Annotated in this window: 21 protein-coding genes; all 21 read right to left on the reverse strand. The window is 60.3% G+C overall.

Features of this window, described 5'->3' with window-relative positions:
- Nucleotides 1-2: 2 nt before the first annotated feature.
- The 21 genes from H4V96_RS21005 to H4V96_RS21105 all read right to left on the reverse strand — a co-directional run bounded on the left by H4V96_RS21005 (nt 3) and on the right by H4V96_RS21105 (nt 17,286).
- The gene (locus H4V96_RS21005) at nt 3-374 is read right to left on the reverse strand and encodes a phosphoribosyl-ATP diphosphatase (protein ID WP_010402116.1); all 372 of its coding nucleotides are present in this window, start codon (nt 372-374) and stop codon (nt 3-5) included.
- Nucleotides 371-808 carry a phosphoribosyl-AMP cyclohydrolase gene (hisI, locus tag H4V96_RS21010; RefSeq protein ID WP_010402117.1) on the reverse strand — a complete coding sequence of 146 codons (438 nt, stop codon included), beginning with the start codon at nt 806-808 and terminating at the stop codon, nt 371-373. The genes H4V96_RS21005 and hisI overlap by 4 nt, the downstream gene beginning before the upstream one ends.
- 40 nt (nt 809-848) lie before the next feature.
- Nucleotides 849-1,610 carry an imidazole glycerol phosphate synthase subunit HisF gene (hisF, locus tag H4V96_RS21015; RefSeq protein WP_010402119.1) on the reverse strand — a complete coding sequence of 254 codons (762 nt, stop codon included), beginning with the start codon at nt 1,608-1,610 and terminating at the stop codon, nt 849-851.
- 60 nt (nt 1,611-1,670) lie between these two features.
- On the reverse strand, nt 1,671-2,444 hold the full coding sequence (hisA, locus tag H4V96_RS21020; protein WP_010402121.1) for a 1-(5-phosphoribosyl)-5-[(5-phosphoribosylamino)methylideneamino]imidazole-4-carboxamide isomerase: 774 nt from the start codon (nt 2,442-2,444) through the stop codon (nt 1,671-1,673).
- Nucleotides 2,445-2,526: 82 nt separating this feature from the next.
- On the reverse strand, nt 2,527-3,165 hold the full coding sequence (hisH, locus tag H4V96_RS21025) for an imidazole glycerol phosphate synthase subunit HisH (RefSeq protein WP_010402122.1): 639 nt from the start codon (nt 3,163-3,165) through the stop codon (nt 2,527-2,529).
- A 43-nt stretch (nt 3,166-3,208) separates the two neighbouring features.
- On the reverse strand, nt 3,209-3,799 hold the full coding sequence (gene hisB / locus H4V96_RS21030) for an imidazoleglycerol-phosphate dehydratase HisB (protein WP_010402123.1): 591 nt from the start codon (nt 3,797-3,799) through the stop codon (nt 3,209-3,211).
- A 19-nt stretch (nt 3,800-3,818) separates the two neighbouring features.
- On the reverse strand, nt 3,819-4,913 hold the full coding sequence (gene hisC / locus H4V96_RS21035; protein WP_010402125.1) for a histidinol-phosphate transaminase: 1,095 nt from the start codon (nt 4,911-4,913) through the stop codon (nt 3,819-3,821).
- Between the two features lie 44 nt (nt 4,914-4,957).
- Entirely contained in the window at nt 4,958-5,926 is a 969-nt protein-coding gene (locus H4V96_RS21040; protein WP_196856557.1) for a site-specific DNA-methyltransferase, read from the reverse strand.
- A gap of 5 nt (nt 5,927-5,931) precedes the next feature.
- Nucleotides 5,932-7,257, reverse strand: a complete 1,326-nt coding sequence (gene hisD / locus H4V96_RS21045; RefSeq protein ID WP_196856542.1) for a histidinol dehydrogenase — start codon at nt 7,255-7,257, stop codon at nt 5,932-5,934.
- A 26-nt stretch (nt 7,258-7,283) separates the two neighbouring features.
- A complete protein-coding gene (gene hisG / locus H4V96_RS21050) occupies nt 7,284-7,970 on the reverse strand; it encodes an ATP phosphoribosyltransferase (protein WP_010402130.1) in 687 nt (228 codons plus the stop codon).
- Between the two features lie 14 nt (nt 7,971-7,984).
- Nucleotides 7,985-9,235: a UDP-N-acetylglucosamine 1-carboxyvinyltransferase gene (gene murA, locus H4V96_RS21055; RefSeq protein ID WP_010402132.1), complete on the reverse strand. Its 1,251-nt coding sequence runs from the start codon at nt 9,233-9,235 to the stop codon at nt 7,985-7,987.
- A gap of 4 nt (nt 9,236-9,239) precedes the next feature.
- Nucleotides 9,240-9,476 (reverse strand): BolA family protein, encoded by a 237-nt coding sequence (locus tag H4V96_RS21060; protein WP_010402134.1) that lies wholly within the window; start codon nt 9,474-9,476, stop codon nt 9,240-9,242.
- Between the two features lie 70 nt (nt 9,477-9,546).
- Complete coding sequence (locus H4V96_RS21065) at nt 9,547-10,308, reverse strand: ABC transporter permease (protein ID WP_196856541.1); 762 nt, start codon at nt 10,306-10,308, stop codon at nt 9,547-9,549.
- A complete protein-coding gene (locus tag H4V96_RS21070) occupies nt 10,305-11,222 on the reverse strand; it encodes an ABC transporter ATP-binding protein (RefSeq protein ID WP_010402136.1) in 918 nt (305 codons plus the stop codon). The genes H4V96_RS21065 and H4V96_RS21070 overlap by 4 nt, the downstream gene beginning before the upstream one ends.
- 211 nt (nt 11,223-11,433) lie before the next feature.
- Nucleotides 11,434-11,790, reverse strand: a complete 357-nt coding sequence (locus tag H4V96_RS21075) for an STAS domain-containing protein (protein WP_010402137.1) — start codon at nt 11,788-11,790, stop codon at nt 11,434-11,436.
- Between the two features lie 52 nt (nt 11,791-11,842).
- A complete protein-coding gene (locus H4V96_RS21080; RefSeq protein ID WP_010402139.1) occupies nt 11,843-12,478 on the reverse strand; it encodes an ABC transporter substrate-binding protein in 636 nt (211 codons plus the stop codon).
- 72 nt (nt 12,479-12,550) lie between these two features.
- A complete protein-coding gene (locus tag H4V96_RS21085; protein WP_010402140.1) occupies nt 12,551-13,426 on the reverse strand; it encodes a VacJ family lipoprotein in 876 nt (291 codons plus the stop codon).
- Nucleotides 13,423-13,893, reverse strand: a complete 471-nt coding sequence (mlaD, locus tag H4V96_RS21090) for an outer membrane lipid asymmetry maintenance protein MlaD (RefSeq protein WP_070346035.1) — start codon at nt 13,891-13,893, stop codon at nt 13,423-13,425. Before mlaD ends, H4V96_RS21085 begins: the two co-directional genes overlap by 4 nt.
- A gap of 79 nt (nt 13,894-13,972) precedes the next feature.
- The gene (gene mlaE / locus H4V96_RS21095; RefSeq protein WP_010402143.1) at nt 13,973-14,758 is read right to left on the reverse strand and encodes a lipid asymmetry maintenance ABC transporter permease subunit MlaE; all 786 of its coding nucleotides are present in this window, start codon (nt 14,756-14,758) and stop codon (nt 13,973-13,975) included.
- A complete protein-coding gene (locus tag H4V96_RS21100; RefSeq protein ID WP_043463093.1) occupies nt 14,755-15,564 on the reverse strand; it encodes an ABC transporter ATP-binding protein in 810 nt (269 codons plus the stop codon). The genes mlaE and H4V96_RS21100 overlap by 4 nt, the downstream gene beginning before the upstream one ends.
- A 258-nt stretch (nt 15,565-15,822) precedes the next feature.
- Nucleotides 15,823-17,286, reverse strand: a complete 1,464-nt coding sequence (locus H4V96_RS21105) for a glutamate synthase subunit beta (RefSeq protein WP_010402145.1) — start codon at nt 17,284-17,286, stop codon at nt 15,823-15,825.
- Nucleotides 17,287-17,346: the final 60 nt, after the last annotated feature.

Genomic DNA, 17,346 nt, shown 5'->3' on the forward strand with positions numbered 1-17,346 from the left:
GGTCAGTGTTTGTCGGTGTCGCCGGCGTCGCGCAGCTCATCCTTGCGCGCCGCCTTTTCTTCGAGGCCGGACAAGCCCTCGCGGCGCGCCAGCTCGTCGAGCACCTGCTGCGGCGTCAGGTCGAACTGGGCCAGCATCACCAGCGAGTGAAACCACAGGTCGGCGCATTCGTACAAGACCTTCGATGGGTCGTTGTCGCGGCGCGCATCCTTGGCGGCCATCACCGTTTCCGTCGCTTCTTCGCCAATTTTTTTCAAAATGGCATCATCACCCTTGGCAAACAGGCGCGCGACGTAGGAAGTGGCGGGGTCGCCGCCGTTGGCCAGCTTGCGCGATTCGATCACGGCAGCCAGGCGCTTTAAAGTTTCACTCATTTGTTCTTGGTTTCCGCGTAAATCGTCTCAGGGTCTTTCAGGACGGGGGCGGTGATATGCCATTCGCCGGTTTTTTCGTCGCCTTCAAATTTCTGGAAGAAACACGAATGGCGGCCCGTATGGCAGGCGATGCCGCCAGCTTGCTCGATTTTCAGCAAGACCACGTCTTCATCGCAATCGAGGCGAATTTCCAGCACTTTTTGCGTGTGGCCCGACTCTTCGCCCTTGTGCCAAAGTTTCTTGCGCGAACGGCTCCAGTACACCGCTTCACCGAGCTCCACCGTGCGCGCCAATGCATCGCGGTTCATCCAGGCGAACATCAGCACGTCATTGCTGCCCGCTTCCTGCGCGATCACCGGCACCAGGCCGTGCTCGTCCCATTTGACTTTTTTCAGCCACTTGGCGTTGCTTGCTACGATGCTTCCGTTTTGCATGTTCTGTATCCTGCTTCTGTATCTTGCTGACTATTTTTGTTTAGGCCAGGCGCATGGGGATGCCCTGCTGCGCCATGAAACGCTTGGCTTCCTGCACCGTGTGCTGGCCATAGTGAAAGATGCTGGCGGCCAGCACGGCGTCTGCGCGACCCACCTTGATGCCATCGGCCAGGTCTTGCAAGCTGCCCACGCCGCCCGAGGCAATGACAGGGATGTTGACGGCGTCCGACACGCCGCGCGTCAGGCCCAGATCGAAGCCGACCTTGGTGCCATCGCGGTCCATGCTGGTGAGCAAGATTTCGCCAGCACCCAGGCTTTCCATCTTTTTGGCCCATGCGAAGGCGTCCAGGCCCGTCGCAGTGCGTCCGCCATGGGTAAATACTTCCCACTTGCCGGGCGACACCTGCTTGGCATCGATGGCCACGACGATGCATTGCGAACCGTGCTTTTGCGATGCCTCAAACACCAGTTGGGGATTCGTCACGGCCGAGGTGTTGATGCTGACCTTGTCGGCGCCCGCATTGAGCAAGCGACGCACGTCTTCCACCACGCGCACGCCACCGCCCACGGTCAGCGGAATGAACACTTGCGAGGCCACCGCTTCGATGATGTCGAAGATCAGACCGCGGTTGTCGCTGGACGCGGTAATGTCGAGGAAAGTGATTTCATCGGCGCCCTGCTCGTCATAACGGCGGGCAATTTCCACCGGGTCGCCGGCATCGCGCAATTGCGTGAAGTTGACGCCTTTGACAACGCGACCATTGGTCACGTCGAGGCAGGGAATGATACGTTTTGCAAGCATGATGGTATCCAGATTGTTGCCAGGCCCGCGCATGCGGCTGCATGCCAGGGCCGGGCAGGCTTAAACGGCAGCGTCGGTCAGTTCGTCGGCGCGTTCCTGCGCCTGCGCCAGGTCGATCGTGCCTTCATAGATGGAACGGCCGCAGATCACGCCTTCGATGCCTTCGGCCTGGACCGCGCACAGCGCTTCGACGTCGCCGATATTGTGCAAGCCGCCCGAGGCGATGACGGCAATCTTGACCGCTTGCGCCAACTTGACGGTGGCTTCGATATTAATGCCGCCCATCATGCCGTCGCGGCCGATGTCGGTGTAAATGATGGATTCGACGCCATAGGCTTCAAATTTTTTCGCCAGGTCGATGACTTCGTGGCCCGACATCTTGCTCCAGCCGTCCGTTGCCACTTTGCCATCTTTGGCATCGAGGCCGACGATGATATGGCCGGGGAAGGCGCTGCAGGCGTCATGCAGGAAGCCGGGGCTTTTCACTGCCGCCGTGCCGATGATGACGTAGCTGATACCGGCGTCGAGATAGCGCTCGATGGTGTCGAGGTCGCGAATGCCGCCGCCCAGTTGCACGGGGATTTCCTCGATATCGTTTTCCACGGCGAAGTCCTGCACCGCTTTCAGGATGGCCTTCACGGCGCCTTCGTTCTTCGGCTTGCCGGCAAAGGCGCCATTCAAGTCGACCAGATGCAGCCGGCGCGCGCCTTGCATCAGCCAATGGCGGGCCATTTCGGCCGGGTCTTCGGAAAATACGGTGGCAAGTTCCATATCGCCTTGTTTTAGGCGTACGCAGTGACCGTCTTTCAGGTCGATGGCGGGAATAAGCAGCATGGTCAGTGTGGTGTCAGAGTGAGTGAGAAGCGAAGCCGGAAAGGCCACGAAGATACATCAAAAAATACATCAATACGCGACGTCAGGGTTGCCAGTGAACGAAGTTCTTGTACAACTGCAAACCAGCGGCAGCGCTTTTTTCAGGGTGGAACTGTGTCGCGAAAATATTATCACGCGCGACGGCGCAGGCGAACGGCGCGCCGTAGACAGTCTCGCCCACCGTGTGCGCCGCCTCTTGTGGCTGAGCAAAATAGCTGTGCACAAAGTAAAAATAGGCATTGTCGGCAATGCCATCCCACATCGCATGCGACGCCGTTTGCCGCACCTGGTTCCAACCCATTTGCGGCACCTTGAAGCGCGAGCCGTCCTGCTGCACCTGGCCGTCGAGCTGGAAGCGCACGACTTTGCCGGGCAACAAGCCCAGACCGGCGGCGTCGCCCTCTTCGCTGGCCTCGAACAACATTTGCTCGCCTATGCACACGCCCAGCACGGGCTTGCTATCGGCGGCGCGCAGCAGCGCTTCGAGCACGCCTGATTCGCGCAGGCTGCGCATGCAGTCGGGCATGGCGCCCTGGCCCGGCAAAACGATGCGGTCGGCGCTATCGATGTCGGCCGGCACGCCGGAAATGCACACATCGGCATCCGGCGCCACGGCACGCAGGGCCTGCGCCACCGAGCGCAGGTTGCCCATGCCGTAATCCACCACCACAATTTTATTCATGTGTTTATTTAATCTCAGAATTGACAGTGTAATCGACCAGCGCTTACAGGCTGCCCTTGGTCGATGGAATGATGCCAGCGGCGCGCTCGTCGAGCTCGGCAGCCATGCGCAGCGCACGACCAAAGGCCTTGAACACGGTTTCGCACTGATGGTGGGCATTCGTGCCGCGCAAGTTATCGATATGCAATGTCACGCCCGCATGATTGACAAAGCCGCGGAAGAATTCCAGCGTCAGGTCGACGTCGAAGCCGGCGATCATGGCGCGCGTAAACGGGATGTGATATTCGATGCCAGGACGGCCCGAAAAATCGAGCACCACGCGCGACAGCGCCTCGTCCAGCGGCACATACGCGTGGCCATAGCGGCGGATACCCTTCTTGTCGCCGATGGCCTTGGCCACGGCCATGCCCAGGGTAATGCCGACGTCTTCCACCGTGTGGTGGTTATCGATATGCACGTCGCCGGTCGCTTCGATATCGAGGTCGATCAAGCCATGGCGGGCGATCTGGTCCAGCATGTGGTCGAGGAAGGGCACGCCCGTATTGAGCTTTTGCTGGCCGGTGCCATCGAGGTTGAGGGCGACGCGAACTTGCGTCTCATTGGTATTGCGCGTGATTTCTGCGGTGCGGTTCATGGGAGGCTCTGGCGATAGGCTAAACGAGGGATGCCTTGAAGGCATCGTAAAAAAGGGAATTCTCTTCCGGGGTGCTAACGCTGATACGCAGACAATTGAGCAGCGCAGCATGCATTTTACTCATATTTTTAATTAAGACTCTGCGGGCAAGCAGTTTTGCGCAAACATCGTCGGAATCGGCCACACGAATCAAAAGAAAATTTGCCTTCGAGGGGAAGACCGTCACGCCGGGCAATTCCGCCAGGCGCAGCGCCAGTGCATCGCGCGCGCTGTTGAGCAGGTCCGCCTGGGCATTGAGCACCTCGATGTGCTCGAGCGCGAATTCGGCCGCTGCCTGCGTCAGCACATTGACATTGTACGGCGGACGCACTTTTTCAAACTGCGCCAGCAGGGCTGGCGCGGCCGACATATAGCCGAGGCGAATCCCGGCCAGGCCCAGTTTCGACACGGTGCGCATCACCACCAGATTCTCGAACTCGGGCAGGCGGCCCATGAAACTGTGCTGCGCGAACGGCTCATACGCTTCGTCGACGACGGCGATGCCCGTGTCGCCCAGGGCGGCCAGGATGCGTTCGATATCGACGCTGGCAAACAGATTGCCGGTCGGGTTATTCGGATACGCGAGGAAGACCAGCGACGGGCGGTGCTCTTCAATGGCCGCCAGCATGGCCTCCATGTCCAGGCTGAAATCGGCCTGCAGGGGCACGCCGACGAAATCCATGCCGGCAAACTGCGCCGAGCGCGCATACATGACGAAGGCCGGCACGGGTGCCAGCATCACGGCGCGCTGGCCCGCTTCCTGGCGGGCGCAAGCCATGGCCAGGATGGAAATCAGTTCATCGGAACCGTTACCCAGCATGACGTCGTAAGCGGCTGGCACGCCCAGCTTGGCGCAGATGGCCGCCTGCAGGCTGGCGTAGGACGGCGGATAGCGGTTCAGTGCCACGGCGGTCAGGCGCGCGCCCAGTTCCTCGCGCAAGTGCTGCGGCAGCAGATACGGGTTTTCCATCGCATCGAGCTTGATGTAGCCACTGGCATCTACTACCTGATAGCTTTTGACGGCCCGCACATCGGAGCGCACGGTGTTGCTGATTAACTGATCGAGGAAAGACATGCTGCAAACACTCCTGATGGAATTAAATGGAGACTCAATGGTGACTAAATGAGGACGTCTTCCGGCGCGTCGACGCTGAGCGCCTGGCGGGCCGGTGCTTTTTTTACTGCCGGCGTTTTTTTCGCCTTTGCTGGCGGCTTGTCCGCCAACGGCTTCTTCACGGCCGCCTTGGCCGCCTTGGGTACAGCGGCGCGGCGTTTGGCCTGCGCCTTTTTCTCTGGCTGCGGCGCGGCCGGTTCGGCCAGTTCCTGCGCCAGTGCCGCCAAGCGCTGTTCGATGATGGCGCAATAAGCGGGATTCAATTCAAAACCGACGAAATCGCGCCCGCAGCGCTTCGCCGCCAGCGCCGTGGTGCCGCTGCCCATGAACAAGTCGAGCACCACGCCGCCGGGCGGGCACGAAGCCTTGAGCATGCGCTCGATAATTTCCAGCGGCTTTTGCGTCGGATGGTCGGCGCGTTCCGGGTGTTCCTTGTGCAGGCGCGAGACGCTCCACAAGTCTTTCGGGTTGTAGCCCACCTCGAGCCATTTCGCACCGATGAAGATAGAGCGCGAACGCGCTTTCTTGGTAGCGGCGTCGTAGGCGATGCGCACGGCGTCAAGGTCGAAGTAATAATCCTTGCGCTTGACGAAGAAACCGATGGTGTCGTGCACCGATGAAAAGCTGCGCACGCTGCCGCCCATGGACGGTACGCGGCGATCCCAGATGATTTCATTCATCATCGCCATCCGTTGTTTCAGCATGACAAAAATCTCTGGCGAATAACGCCAGGTGAGAAAGATGTACAGGCTGCCGTTGGCTTTCAGCTTGGGCAGCGCCGCATCGATCCACGCCTCCGTCCAGCGCAGGTAATCGGCCACCGACTGCTGGTCCGAAGCGTTGCCATAATCCTTGCCCAGGTTGTATGGCGGATCCGTCAGGATCAGGTCTACGCAAGCATCGGGAATACGCGCCAGCCCCGCCAGCGCGTCTTCGCAATAGACCCGGTTGACCCAGTCCGGCCGCTCCGCCATCTGCGTCATGGCTGCGGCGTCAAACGCAGTTCAGCGCTGCGCGCGTGGGCTTGCAAGCCTTCGCCATACGCCAGAGTGGCGGCGACACGGCCCAGGGTTTGCGCGCCCGCTTCGCTGACGTAAATGATGGACGAACGCTTCTGGAAGTCGTACACCCCCAACGGCGACGAAAAACGCGCGGTGCGCGAAGTCGGCAGCACGTGATTGGGACCGCAGCAATAATCGCCCAGCGATTCGGACGAAAAGCGCCCCAGGAACATGGCACCCGCATGGCGGATCTGCTCGGCCCACTGCTGCGGGTTTTCCGCCGAGATTTCCAGGTGTTCGGCCGCGATGGCATTAGCGATTTCACACGCTTCTTCCATGCTGCGCACCTTGATCAGCGCACCCCTGTCCTGCAGCGAAGTGCTGATGGTGGCCTGGCGCGGCATCGTCGGCAGCAGCTTGGCGATGCTCGCTTCGACCTTGGCGATATAGTCGGCATCGGGGCACAGCAGGATCGCCTGCGCCAGTTCGTCGTGTTCGGCCTGCGAAAACAGGTCCATGGCGACCCAGTCCGGGTCCGTCGTACCGTCGCACAGCACCAGGATTTCGGACGGTCCGGCGATCATGTCGATGCCGACGATGCCGAACACGCGGCGCTTGGCGGCGGCCACATAGGCGTTGCCCGGGCCGACGATCTTGTCGACGGCGGCAATCGTCTGCGTGCCGTAAGCCAGCGCGCCGACCGCTTGCGCGCCGCCGATGGTAATCACGCGCGTCACGCCGGCGATTGCAGCGGCGGCCAGCACCAGCTGGTTTTTCACGCCATCAGGCGTTGGCACCACCATGATGATTTCGCCCACGCCCGCCACATGGGCGGGAATGGCGTTCATCAGCACGGACGATGGATACGCTGCCTTGCCGCCCGGGACGTAGATACCGACCCGGTCCAGCGGCGTGATCTTCTGGCCCAGCAGCGTGCCATCGGGCTCGGTGTAGGTAAAACCGCGCAATTGCTCGCGCTGGTGTTCGTGGAAGACGCGGATGCGCTGCGCGGCGATCTGCAGCGCTTCACGCTGCGCCGACGGCAAGCCATTCAGGGCCGCCTGCAATTCGGCTTGCGAAATATCAAACGCCGCCATTTCCGCCGCGCCGCCATGCGGGATACGGTCGAAACGGTTGGTGTATTCGAGTACTGCGGCGTCGCCGCGCGTTTTCACATCGGCCAGGATTTTTGCGACCGACGTTTCAATCGCGGCGTCGGTGCCTGCCTCGAACGCCAGCAGTGTATCGAGCGATTGTTGGAAACCATCCTGGCTTGAATCGAGCTTGCGTATCTGTATGGACATAATCGGCTTTCTGCTACTGAGATTGTCTAGGCTTGCGAAGCGGTTTGCGAGGCGCGTTCAAACGCCTCGATGATAGGCTGCAAACGCTCGCGCTTGAGCTTGAGCGCCGCCTGGTTGACCACCAGGCGCGACGAAATTTCCATGATGTGCTCGACCTCGACGAGGTTGTTCGCACGCAAAGTACTGCCCGTGCTGACCAGGTCGACGATGGCGTCGGACAGGCCCACCAAAGGCGCCAGCTCCATCGAACCATACAGCTTGATCAGGTCGACGTGTACGCCCTTGGCGGCGAAATGCTCGCGCGCCGTGTGCACGAACTTGGTGGCCACGCGCAGGCGCGCACCCTGCTGCACCGCCTTTTCGTAGTCAAAGCCAGCCTGCACCGCCACCGACATGCGGCAGGAAGCGATATTCAGGTCGATCGGCTGGTACAGGCCTTCGCCGCCGTGTTCGAGCAAGACATCCTTGCCCGCCACGCCGAAATCGGCCGCGCCGTACTGTACATAGGTCGGCACATCGCTGGCGCGCACGATGATGACGCGCACGTTCGGATCATTGGTGGCCAAAATCAGCTTGCGCGAGGTCTCTGGGTTTTCCAGCACCTTGATGCCGGCCGCTTCCAGCAGCGGCATGGTGTCCTCAAAAATACGGCCTTTTGAGAGCGCCAGGATCAGCTGGGAGCTGTCACCGTTATTCGATCCGTTCATGCTCATTGCTTTTCCTATTTTTATTTGATGCGCACGATGTTGGCGCCGACTGCAGACAATTTGACTTCCATGCGATCGTAGCCACGGTCCAGGTGATAGATGCGGTCGATCAGGGTTTCGCCGTCGGCCGCCAAGGCGGCGATCACCAGCGACGCCGAGGCGCGCAGGTCGGTCGCCATCACGGGCGCGCCGCGCAGCTGCTTGACGCCGGCGATGATGGCCGTATTGCCCTCGATGGTGATGTCAGCGCCCAGGCGGTTCATTTCCTGCACGTGCATGTAGCGGTTCTCGAAAATCGTCTCGGTGACGCGGCTGGCGCCGTTGGCGAGCGTGTTGACAGCCATGAACTGCGCCTGCATGTCGGTCGGGAAGCCCGGGTATTCCGTGGTGCGGAAGCTGACGGGGTTCGGACGGGCCGACATCTCGGCGCGGATCCAGTCGGCGCCGAAGGTCATCGTCAGGCCCATGGCGCGCAGCTTGTCGAGCGCAGCGTCGAGGATGTCGGTGCGCACATTGCGCAGCGTGATATCGCCGCCGGTGGCCGCCACGGCGCACAGGAAAGTGCCCGTCTCGATACGGTCGGCAATGACCGCGTGCGACGCGCCGTGCAAAGCGTCGACGCCCTGGATCACCAGGCGGCTGGTGCCGATGCCGTCGATCTTCGCGCCCATCGCCACCAGCAGGTGCGCCAGGTCGGTCACTTCCGGTTCGCAGGCAGCGTTTTCCAGGATGGTCTCGCCTTCGGCCAGGGTCGCGGCCATCAGCAGGTTTTCGGTGCCGGTGACGGTGATCATGTCGGTGACGATGCGCGCGCCTTTCAGCTTGGCGCACTTGGCGTAGATATAACCTGCTTCGATACGGATCTCGGCGCCCAGCGCTTCGAGTCCCTTGATGTGCTGGTCGACCGGGCGCGAGCCGATGGCGCAGCCGCCCGGCAAGGAGACCTTGGCTTCGCCAAAGCGCGCCAGCATGGGGCCCAGCACCAGGATCGAGGCGCGCATGGTCTTGACCAGTTCATACGGCGCTTCCAAGGTGTCGATGGCGCTGCCGTTGAGAACGACGCGGTCGCCATCCTGCTGCACCTTCAGGCCCGTCTGGCCCAGCAGTTTCAACATGGTGGCGACATCGTGCAGGTGCGGCACGTTCGTCAGGTCCAGGTCGCCTGCGGTCAGCAAGCCGGCGCACAGGATCGGCAAGGCGGCGTTCTTCGCGCCGGAGATGGCGATGTCGCCGTTCAGGCGGTTGCCGCCGTTGATGAGGAGTTTGTCCATGTACTTATCCTTGGAATTCTTCAGGTGTCAGGGTTTTCATCGACAGCGCGTGGATTTCCTCGCGCATGCGGTCACCCAGCGCCGCATAGACGATCTGGTGACGGGCGATCAAACGCTTGCCAGCAAACGCCGGCGAAACGATCACTGCCTGGAAGTGCTGGCCGTCGCCCTCCACTTCGAGGTGCGTGCATTCGAGGCCGGCCGACAGGTAGCCGTGGATCAGTTCTGGAGTGGTGGTCACGATAAGTCCTTGATATTGAATAATGTAGTGATGTGATGTGCCGCAATCAATGGCGCAATGAGTGTCGTCACTAGTGACGCAAACGATAGCCACTTTTCAGTAGGCGGATCGATGCCAGCGCCAGTATCACGAGGAAGCCGGCGACGATGGAAAGACTGAGCCAGGGGCTGACGTCGGACACGCCGAAGAAGCCATAGCGGAAGCCGTCGATCATGTAAAAGAAGGGGTTCAGATGCGATACCGACTGCCAGAACGGCGGCAGCGAGTGGATCGAATAGAACACGCCCGATAAAAAGGTGGCCGGCATGATCAGGAAATTCTGGAAAGCGGCCAGCTGGTCGAATTTTTCGGCCCAGATGCCGGCGATCAGGCCCATGGTGCCCAGCATGGCGGCGCCCAGGAGCGCAAAGATGACGATCCACAGCGGCGCGACAAACGACAGGTCGGCGAACCAGCAGGTAATGACAAACACGCCAAAGCCCACGGCCAGGCCGCGCGCGACGGAAGCGAGTACATACGCCGAGAAGATTTCCCAGTGCGACAGGGGCGTCAACAGCACGAACACCAGATTGCCCGTGATCTTGGATTGGATCAGCGAGGACGAGGAATTGGCGAATGCGTTTTGCAACACGCTCATCATCACCAGCCCGGGGATCAAAAAGGCCGTGTAGCTGACGCCAGGGCTGGGCTCCACGCGGCCGTCGAGCACATGGCCGAACACCAGCAAGTACAGCATCGAGGTAAGTACGGGCGCAGCCACGGTTTGCGTCGCCACTTTCCAGAAGCGCAGCGTCTCTTTGTAGACGAGGGTGCGAAATCCTGTCGAAATCATACGGTACCTTTATCCATGATCTGCAAGAAGATATCTTCCAGGTCGGCTTGTTGCAATTGCATTTCGTCGATCTCGACGCCGGCTTCGCGCAAGTGGGCGAGGATTTTCTCGACTTCGCTGTATTCGTTGATGCGCAGGCTGAACTTGTTCGGCGCCTGCTGTTCTTGCGGGTGCAGCAGCAGGTGCTGCAGGTCGGCCGGCAGGCCGCCATGTTTGAGGTGCAGCTGCAACTGCGAACCGGCGATGCGCCGGATCAGGGCCGACATGGTGTCGAGCGCCACCACCTTGCCCGCCTTGAGCATGGCCACGCGCTGGCACATCGCTTGCGCTTCTTCCAGGTAATGGGTGGTCAGCACGACCGTGTGGCCGCCTTCGCGGTTCAGGCGCGAGATGAACTTCCACAGGGTCTGGCGCAGTTCCACGTCGACACCTGCGGTCGGCTCATCGAGCACGATCACGGGCGGCTTGTGCACCAGCGCCTGAGCGACGAGTACGCGGCGCTTCATGCCACCGGACAGGGCGCGCATATTCGTGTCGGCCTTGCCGGTCAGGTCGAGGTTTTCCATGACCTCGTCGATCCACTTGTCGTTGTTCGGCAAGCCGAAATAGCCGGACTGCAGGCGCAAGGTTTCGCGCACGGTGAAAAACGGGTCGAATACCAACTCCTGCGGCACCACGCCCAAGTTGCGGCGCGCATTGCGAAAGTCGCTGACCACATCGTGGCCGTGGATCTTCACGCTGCCCGCATCGGGGCGTATCAGGCCGGCGATGATGGAGATGAGGGTGGTCTTGCCGGCGCCATTCGGACCGAGCAAGCCGAAAAATTCGCCTTCCTCGATGGCCAGTGACACGCCGCCCAGCGCCTTGAGCGATTTATAGCTCTTTTCTACATTCGTGATTTGAATTGCGGTCATGTGCTTGTTTCAAGTGTAATGCGTCGGGTGTGATGCGCCAGTTGCCGGAGAGATCGAGGCCGGCAGGCCAGTGCAGGGCGTCCCCTTCATACGAGGGTGACGCAACAGTCAATTATAGTTGGAAAATTCGTGAAACACTTGGAGATCAATCCGGCGGCGCTACTGTCCTGCCGGCTTGAAAGCTACTGCTGATGCGGGGAGTGGGACAGGATCAATGATGATGCAGGTCGGACGGGCTGCGTTCGGCGCTGCCGCCGGCGCTGCCGCAATCGTCGGCGCTGTCGGCACTCAACGTGCTCGACACGAGCGAGCACACGCCATACAGCTTGGTGAGGTTTTTCAAGTTATTCGGCAGGTTTTTCAGTTCCAGCACGCCGCCGGCATCCTGCGCGGCGCGCTGCCACGTCAGCATGACGGAAACGGCGGCCGAGTCGACAGCCTTGACGTTGCGCAAGTCGAACTTGGTCTGACCCGAGCGGATGGCGTCCAGGCCTTGCTCCAATGCCGAGGTGGCATTGTGCACGGTCAGGGAAGTCAGGGACTGCAAGGTGTCGAGAGAATCGGGCATGGCGTCGGGCTGTGCTGGTCTGGATCTGGTTCAGGAACTATATGATAGCCGATTATTTGGCTTTGACAGCGGGACGGCTGGCCAGGGCCTTGTTTTTTGCCTGCAAGGTCTTGATCAGGCCATCGACGCCGCCCTTGCTGATCTCGCTGGCGAAGCTGCTTTTATACGTTTCCACCAGCCACGCGCCCAGCACGTTGATGTCATAGATCTTCCAGCCGGACGGAGTTTTCGCCACGCGGTAGTTCAAAGGCACGGGTTCGCCGCGCGCCACGTTGACCTGCGAGCGCACTTCCACTTCCACATCGGCCGGGTCGGCGCGCATCGGCTTGAATTCCACGGTTTCGTTCTTGATCTGCGACAGGGCGCCCGAATACGTGTAGATCAGCAAGGTGCGAAATTCTGCGGACAGCTGCTTTTGCTGGTCCGGCGTAGCGTCGCGCCAGAAGCGGCCGGCAGCCAGCGCCGTCATGCGCTGAAAGTCCACGTACGGCAAGATCTTGCTTTCCACCAATTCGGTGACGCGCTTGATATCGCCAGCCTGAATCGCCTTGTCGTTCTTGGCGGTATCGATCACGTCCTGGCTGATGCGTTTGACCAATACGTCCGGCGCTTCTGCCGCAGGGGCAGCCTGGACGGCGGTGGCGAAGGCGATGGCCGCCATCGCCAGCAGTTGTTTCATCAATTTCATGGTTCTACCTTTCATGGTGTTGCTATACACCGGCTGGCGTTGATCGCAGCCGTGGTGTTTCTATACCGCAGTTTACTGCTGGGAGCCGGCCTCGGAGGCAACGGTATTGCTACCAGATGTTACGCGCTCCGCAGGTGCCAACACGGCGAGCTCTGCCGGCGCGTCACTCTGCGCTGGCGGCTTTGCCTCGTACTGCGGCGCATAGTCGCTGCTGTCGTTTTTTGGCACTTTGCGGTCGCGGCGGTCCGTGTCGCCATCGAACACCTTGCTTTCGCGCGCCTGCAGGAAACCGTCGCGGATGAATTCATAGCGGTCCAGCGCGGCCGCTTCCATCAGGTTGGTCGCGTCGAGCAGCGCTGCGCGCTTGTCGACCACCCGCGTCACCGTGCCGATAGTGCGCACTGCCGCGGGGTCCTTGTAGCGCCATGGATCGCCCGTGATATCGAGCGGCAGGGCCACCGTATCGCGCACGGTCGATGGACCCAGCAGCGGCAGCATCACGTACGGACCAGGCTCGATGCCATACCAGCCCAGGGTCTGGCCAAAGTCTTCGTTATGCTTCGGAATACCTGCCTGCGAGGCGATGTCGATCAGGCCAAGGAGTCCGAAAGTCGAGTTCATGCTGACGCGCACGACGTCTTGCAAGCCCGCTTCACCCTTGCCTTGCAGCAAGTTGTTAACGGCGCTCCACACATCGGACAAGTTGCCGAAAAAGTTGCCCACGCCCGTTTGCACGAACGATGGCGTAACCGTCTTGTAGGCCGTGGCGACCGGCTTCAGGGCCACCTGGTCAACGGTGTCGTTGAACTTGAACATGGCGCGGTTATACCCTTCGAGCGGGTCGCGCGGATTGGTGCCGGTGGCGCAAGCGCTCACGCCTGCGGCGATGGCCAGGGCCAGGCCGATACGCACAAGGCTGCCTTGGGATTGCTTGGTCGACTCGCTCATTTGCTGTCCTTTCCTTCCGCTGCCTTGCTGTAGATGAACTGATTGATCAGGTCTTCCAGCACTGTGGCCGATTGAGTACGGGCGATCTTGTCACCCTCTGCCAGGTTCGCCAAATCGCCGCCTGCTTCCAGGCCGATATATTGCTCACCGAGCAAACCGGCCGTCAAAATCTTGGCCGAGCTGTCTTTCGGAAATTTGTAACCATCTTCGATGTCGAGTTTCACCAACGCCTGGTACGTTTTGTCGTCAAAGCGGATCTCCGCCACGCGTCCCACCACCACGCCAGCACCCTTGACGGGTGCCTGCGGCTTGAGCCCGCCAATATTGTCGAACTTGGCACTAATGGTATACGTCTTGCTGAAAGACAGCGAGCTCATATTACCTGCCTTGAGCGCCAGAAACATCAATGCCGCCACTCCCAGCAAGACGAACAAGCCAACCCAGACATCCAAAGATTTACGTTGCATAAACAATCCTAAATAATTTTTACTTGCTGCCGCCTGCGCAAAATCGTGCCCAGGCCCGCTGTTGTGGGCTGATCGGCAATTACTTGCTGAACATCAACGCCGTCATCATGAAATCAAGCCACCACACCATCAACGATGAAATCACCACCGTGCGCGTGGTCGCGCCGGAGACATCTTCCGGTGTCGGCTGTGCCTGATAACCCTGGAACAGCGCAATGAATGTCACCGCGATACCGAAGACCATGCTTTTCACATAAGTACCATTGGCGATGTCTTTCCAGATATTCACACCGCCCTGCATCTGCGACCAGAACGAGCCTTCATCGACGCCGATCAGCACCACGCCTACCAGGTAGCTGCCGATGACGCCGACGGCCGTGAAAATGCCACCCAGGATAGGCATGGCGATCACGCCGGCCCAGAAACGGGGCGCCAGCACGCGCTGGATCGGGTTCACGGCCATCATTTCCATGGCCGACAACTGCTCACCCGCTTTCATCAGACCGATTTCCGCCGTCAGCGAGGTGCCGGCGCGGCCCGCAAACAGCAGCGCCGTGACGACCGGACCCAGTTCACGCATCAACGATAGCGCCACCAACTGCCCCAGCGACTGCGTCGCGCCAAAGGTACTCAGTGTGTAATAGCCTTGCAAACCCAACACCATGCCGACGAACAGGCCGGATACGGCGATGATCAGCACCGAGCGGCTGCCGATGTAAAAAAGTTGCTCTATTAGCAAATGTGGACGTCGCCACAGGCCGCCCGAGGAGGCGATGATGAGAAAGAACGAGCGCACGGCAAAGCCCAGGTCTTGTACCGAGCGCCGCAACCATGCTCCGATTGCCGCCAGGAAACGCGCGATCATCGACCCGCTCCCGCTTGCAGCCCCAGGTCGTCGGCCAGCGACTTGCCCGGATAATGGAACGGTACGGGGCCATCGGCATCGGCGTTGACGAACTGCTTGACGTAGGGATGCGTCGACACGGCCATCTCGGCCGGCGTGCCGTGCGCCACGATCTTGCCCGATGACAGAAAATAGACGTAATCGGCGATGGCGAAACACTCCTTCACGTCGTGCGATACCAAAATAGACGTGGAACCCAGCGCATCGTTCAGATTGCGGATCAAATTGGCCGTGACGCCCATGGAAATCGGGTCCAGGCCGGCAAATGGTTCATCGTACATGATCAGCTCAGGGTCGAGCGCGATGGCGCGCGCCAGCGCAACGCGGCGGCCCATGCCGCCCGAAATCTCGGCCGGCTTCAATTGCGCCGCATTACGCAAACCCACGGCGTTCAGCTTCATCAGCACCAGGGTACGGATCAGCTCTTCATTCAAGTCCGTGTGTTCGCGCAGGGGAAACGCCACGTTCTCGAACGCCGTCAAGTCCGTAAACAGGGCGCCGTGCTGGAACAGCATGCCCATCTTGCGGCGCAATTCATATAGTTGGTCAGTCTCGAGCGTATGCACGATCTGGCCGTCGACATTGACGGAGCCGCTACTGGGGCGCAATTGCCCGCCGATCAGGCGCAATACGGTCGTCTTGCCACTGCCAGAGCCACCCATGACGGCCACAACTTTTCCACGTGGGAAATCCATTTGAAGGCCCGATAAAATCGAACGTTCTCCATAGGCAAAGTGTAAATCACGGATTTCAACAAGATTTGGCACGACGAAACTCACTATTTTAATGGCGTATTGTAGTGCAGAAACGCCAACCTCTGCTGAGACACCACTAGAGACAGCCGCGCAAAGGCGAAGAATACAACACTAATGAACTAAAAGTCAGCTATTGTAGTGGATATTTGACATCTGCATTGCGCCCCCACCCAAAGCCATTCAGGCGCGCGACTGGACACGTAAAAATAAGAAAAGCCACGTCGCAAGCCGCGCCGTGGACATGTCGAAAAAACAACAATTGCTGCTTGATTAGCGCGGCAGCAAAGATGTCCCCATCAGGAACTCATCGACGGCGCGCGCACACTGGCGCCCCTCGCGGATCGCCCACACCACCAGCGACTGGCCACGGCGCATGTCGCCGGCAGTAAACACCTTGGCCACCGAGGTCTGGTAGCAAGCGGCACCGTCCGTGCTGGCCTTGACGTTGCCACGCGCATCCGTATCGACGCCGAACGCTTCCAGCACTTGTTGTACAGGGGAAACAAAGCCCATGGCCAGGAAGACCAGGTCGGCCTTCATCTCGAATTCCGAGTCCGGCACTTCGCTCATTTTGCCGTCTTTCCACTCCACGCGGCAGGCGATCAGCTTTTCCAGCTTGCCGCCCTTGCCTTCGAAACGCTTGGTGGCCACGGCCCAGTCGCGCTCGCAGCCTTCCTCGTGCGAGGACGAGGTGCGCAGCTTGGTCGGCCAGTATGGCCAGACCAAGGGCTTGTTTTCCTGCTCCGGCGGCTGCGGCATCAGTTCAAATTGCGCCACCGAGGCCGCGCCATGGCGGTTCGAGGTACCCACACAGTCAGACCCCGTGTCGCCGCCGCCGATCACCACCACGTGCTTGCCCGTCGCCTTGATCTGGTCCTTGAGCTTGTCGCCTGCATTCACCTTGTTTTGCAGCGGCAGGAAATCCATGGCGAAATGCACGCCTTTCAAATCGCGGCCCGGCACGGGCAAGTCGCGCGGCTGCTCGGCGCCACCAGCCATGATGACGGCGTCGAATTCTTTTTCCAGGTCTTCCGGGAAAATGGTTTCCTTGGCCCAGTTGTTGACATGGGCAGGGAAATCCTTGCCCACGAGCACGCTGGTGCGGAACACCACGCCTTCGTCCTCCATCTGCTTCACGCGCTGGTCGATGTGCGACTTTGCCATCTTGAAGTCGGGGATGCCATAGCGCAACAAACCACCGACCCGGTCGCTCTTTTCAAACACGGTAACGGCATGGCCGGCGCGCGCCAGCTGCTGCGCTGCCGCCAGGCCGGCAGGACCGGAACCGACGATGGCCACTTTCTTGCCGGTACTAAAACTCGCCGGCTGCGGCGTGACCCAGCCGTGCTCCCAGCCCATGTCGATGATTTTATGCTCGATGGACTTGATGCCGACCGGATCTTCATGAATACCCAAGGTACAGGCCGATTCGCACGGCGCCGGGCAGATGCGGCCCGTAAATTCCGGGAAGTTATTGGTCGAATGCAAGGTGTCGAGCGCTTCGCGGTAAGCGCCACGGTACACCAAGTCATTCCAGTCGGGGATAATGTTATTCACGGGACAACCCGTGGTGCAGAAGGGGATGCCGCAATCCATGCAGCGCGCCCCCTGCACCGTGGCTTGCGCATCCGACAGGTGCAGCACGAATTCCTTGTAGTTCTTCAGGCGCGCGACAGGCTCCAGATAATGCTCGTCCTGGCGCTTGAATTCCATGAAGCCGGTAATTTTACCCACGATAGTTCCTTTGTATTTGGCTGGCGGGGAGCGGCTGGGCCGCTCCCTGGTCATGCATTA

It is taken from the genome of Janthinobacterium sp. CG_23.4, assembly GCF_029892305.1.
GTDB lineage: Bacteria > Pseudomonadota > Gammaproteobacteria > Burkholderiales > Burkholderiaceae_D > Janthinobacterium > Janthinobacterium lividum_D.

Excerpts from the sequence above, each read along its gene's own strand:
- H4V96_RS21005 (WP_010402116.1), bottom strand. The coding sequence starts at position 374 with ATGAGTGAAACTTTAAAGCGCCTGGCTGCCGTGATCGAATCGCGCAAG.
- hisI (WP_010402117.1), bottom strand. The coding sequence starts at position 808 with ATGCAAAACGGAAGCATCGTAGCAAGCAACGCCAAGTGGCTGAAAAAA.
- hisF (WP_010402119.1), bottom strand. The coding sequence starts at position 1,610 with ATGCTTGCAAAACGTATCATTCCCTGCCTCGACGTGACCAATGGTCGC.
- hisA (WP_010402121.1), bottom strand. The coding sequence starts at position 2,444 with ATGCTGCTTATTCCCGCCATCGACCTGAAAGACGGTCACTGCGTACGC.
- hisH (WP_010402122.1), bottom strand. The coding sequence starts at position 3,165 with ATGAATAAAATTGTGGTGGTGGATTACGGCATGGGCAACCTGCGCTCG.
- hisB (WP_010402123.1), bottom strand. The coding sequence starts at position 3,799 with ATGAACCGCACCGCAGAAATCACGCGCAATACCAATGAGACGCAAGTT.
- hisC (WP_010402125.1), bottom strand. The coding sequence starts at position 4,913 with ATGTCTTTCCTCGATCAGTTAATCAGCAACACCGTGCGCTCCGATGTG.
- H4V96_RS21040 (WP_196856557.1), bottom strand. The coding sequence starts at position 5,926 with ATGGCGGAGCGGCCGGACTGGGTCAACCGGGTCTATTGCGAAGACGCG.
- hisD (WP_196856542.1), bottom strand. The coding sequence starts at position 7,257 with ATGTCCATACAGATACGCAAGCTCGATTCAAGCCAGGATGGTTTCCAA.
- hisG (WP_010402130.1), bottom strand. The coding sequence starts at position 7,970 with ATGAGCATGAACGGATCGAATAACGGTGACAGCTCCCAGCTGATCCTG.
- murA (WP_010402132.1), bottom strand. The coding sequence starts at position 9,235 with ATGGACAAACTCCTCATCAACGGCGGCAACCGCCTGAACGGCGACATC.
- H4V96_RS21065 (WP_196856541.1), bottom strand. The coding sequence starts at position 10,308 with ATGATTTCGACAGGATTTCGCACCCTCGTCTACAAAGAGACGCTGCGC.
- H4V96_RS21070 (WP_010402136.1), bottom strand. The coding sequence starts at position 11,222 with ATGACCGCAATTCAAATCACGAATGTAGAAAAGAGCTATAAATCGCTC.
- H4V96_RS21075 (WP_010402137.1), bottom strand. The coding sequence starts at position 11,790 with ATGCCCGATTCTCTCGACACCTTGCAGTCCCTGACTTCCCTGACCGTG.
- H4V96_RS21080 (WP_010402139.1), bottom strand. The coding sequence starts at position 12,478 with ATGAAATTGATGAAACAACTGCTGGCGATGGCGGCCATCGCCTTCGCC.
- H4V96_RS21085 (WP_010402140.1), bottom strand. The coding sequence starts at position 13,426 with ATGAGCGAGTCGACCAAGCAATCCCAAGGCAGCCTTGTGCGTATCGGC.
- mlaD (WP_070346035.1), bottom strand. The coding sequence starts at position 13,893 with ATGCAACGTAAATCTTTGGATGTCTGGGTTGGCTTGTTCGTCTTGCTG.
- mlaE (WP_010402143.1), bottom strand. The coding sequence starts at position 14,758 with ATGATCGCGCGTTTCCTGGCGGCAATCGGAGCATGGTTGCGGCGCTCG.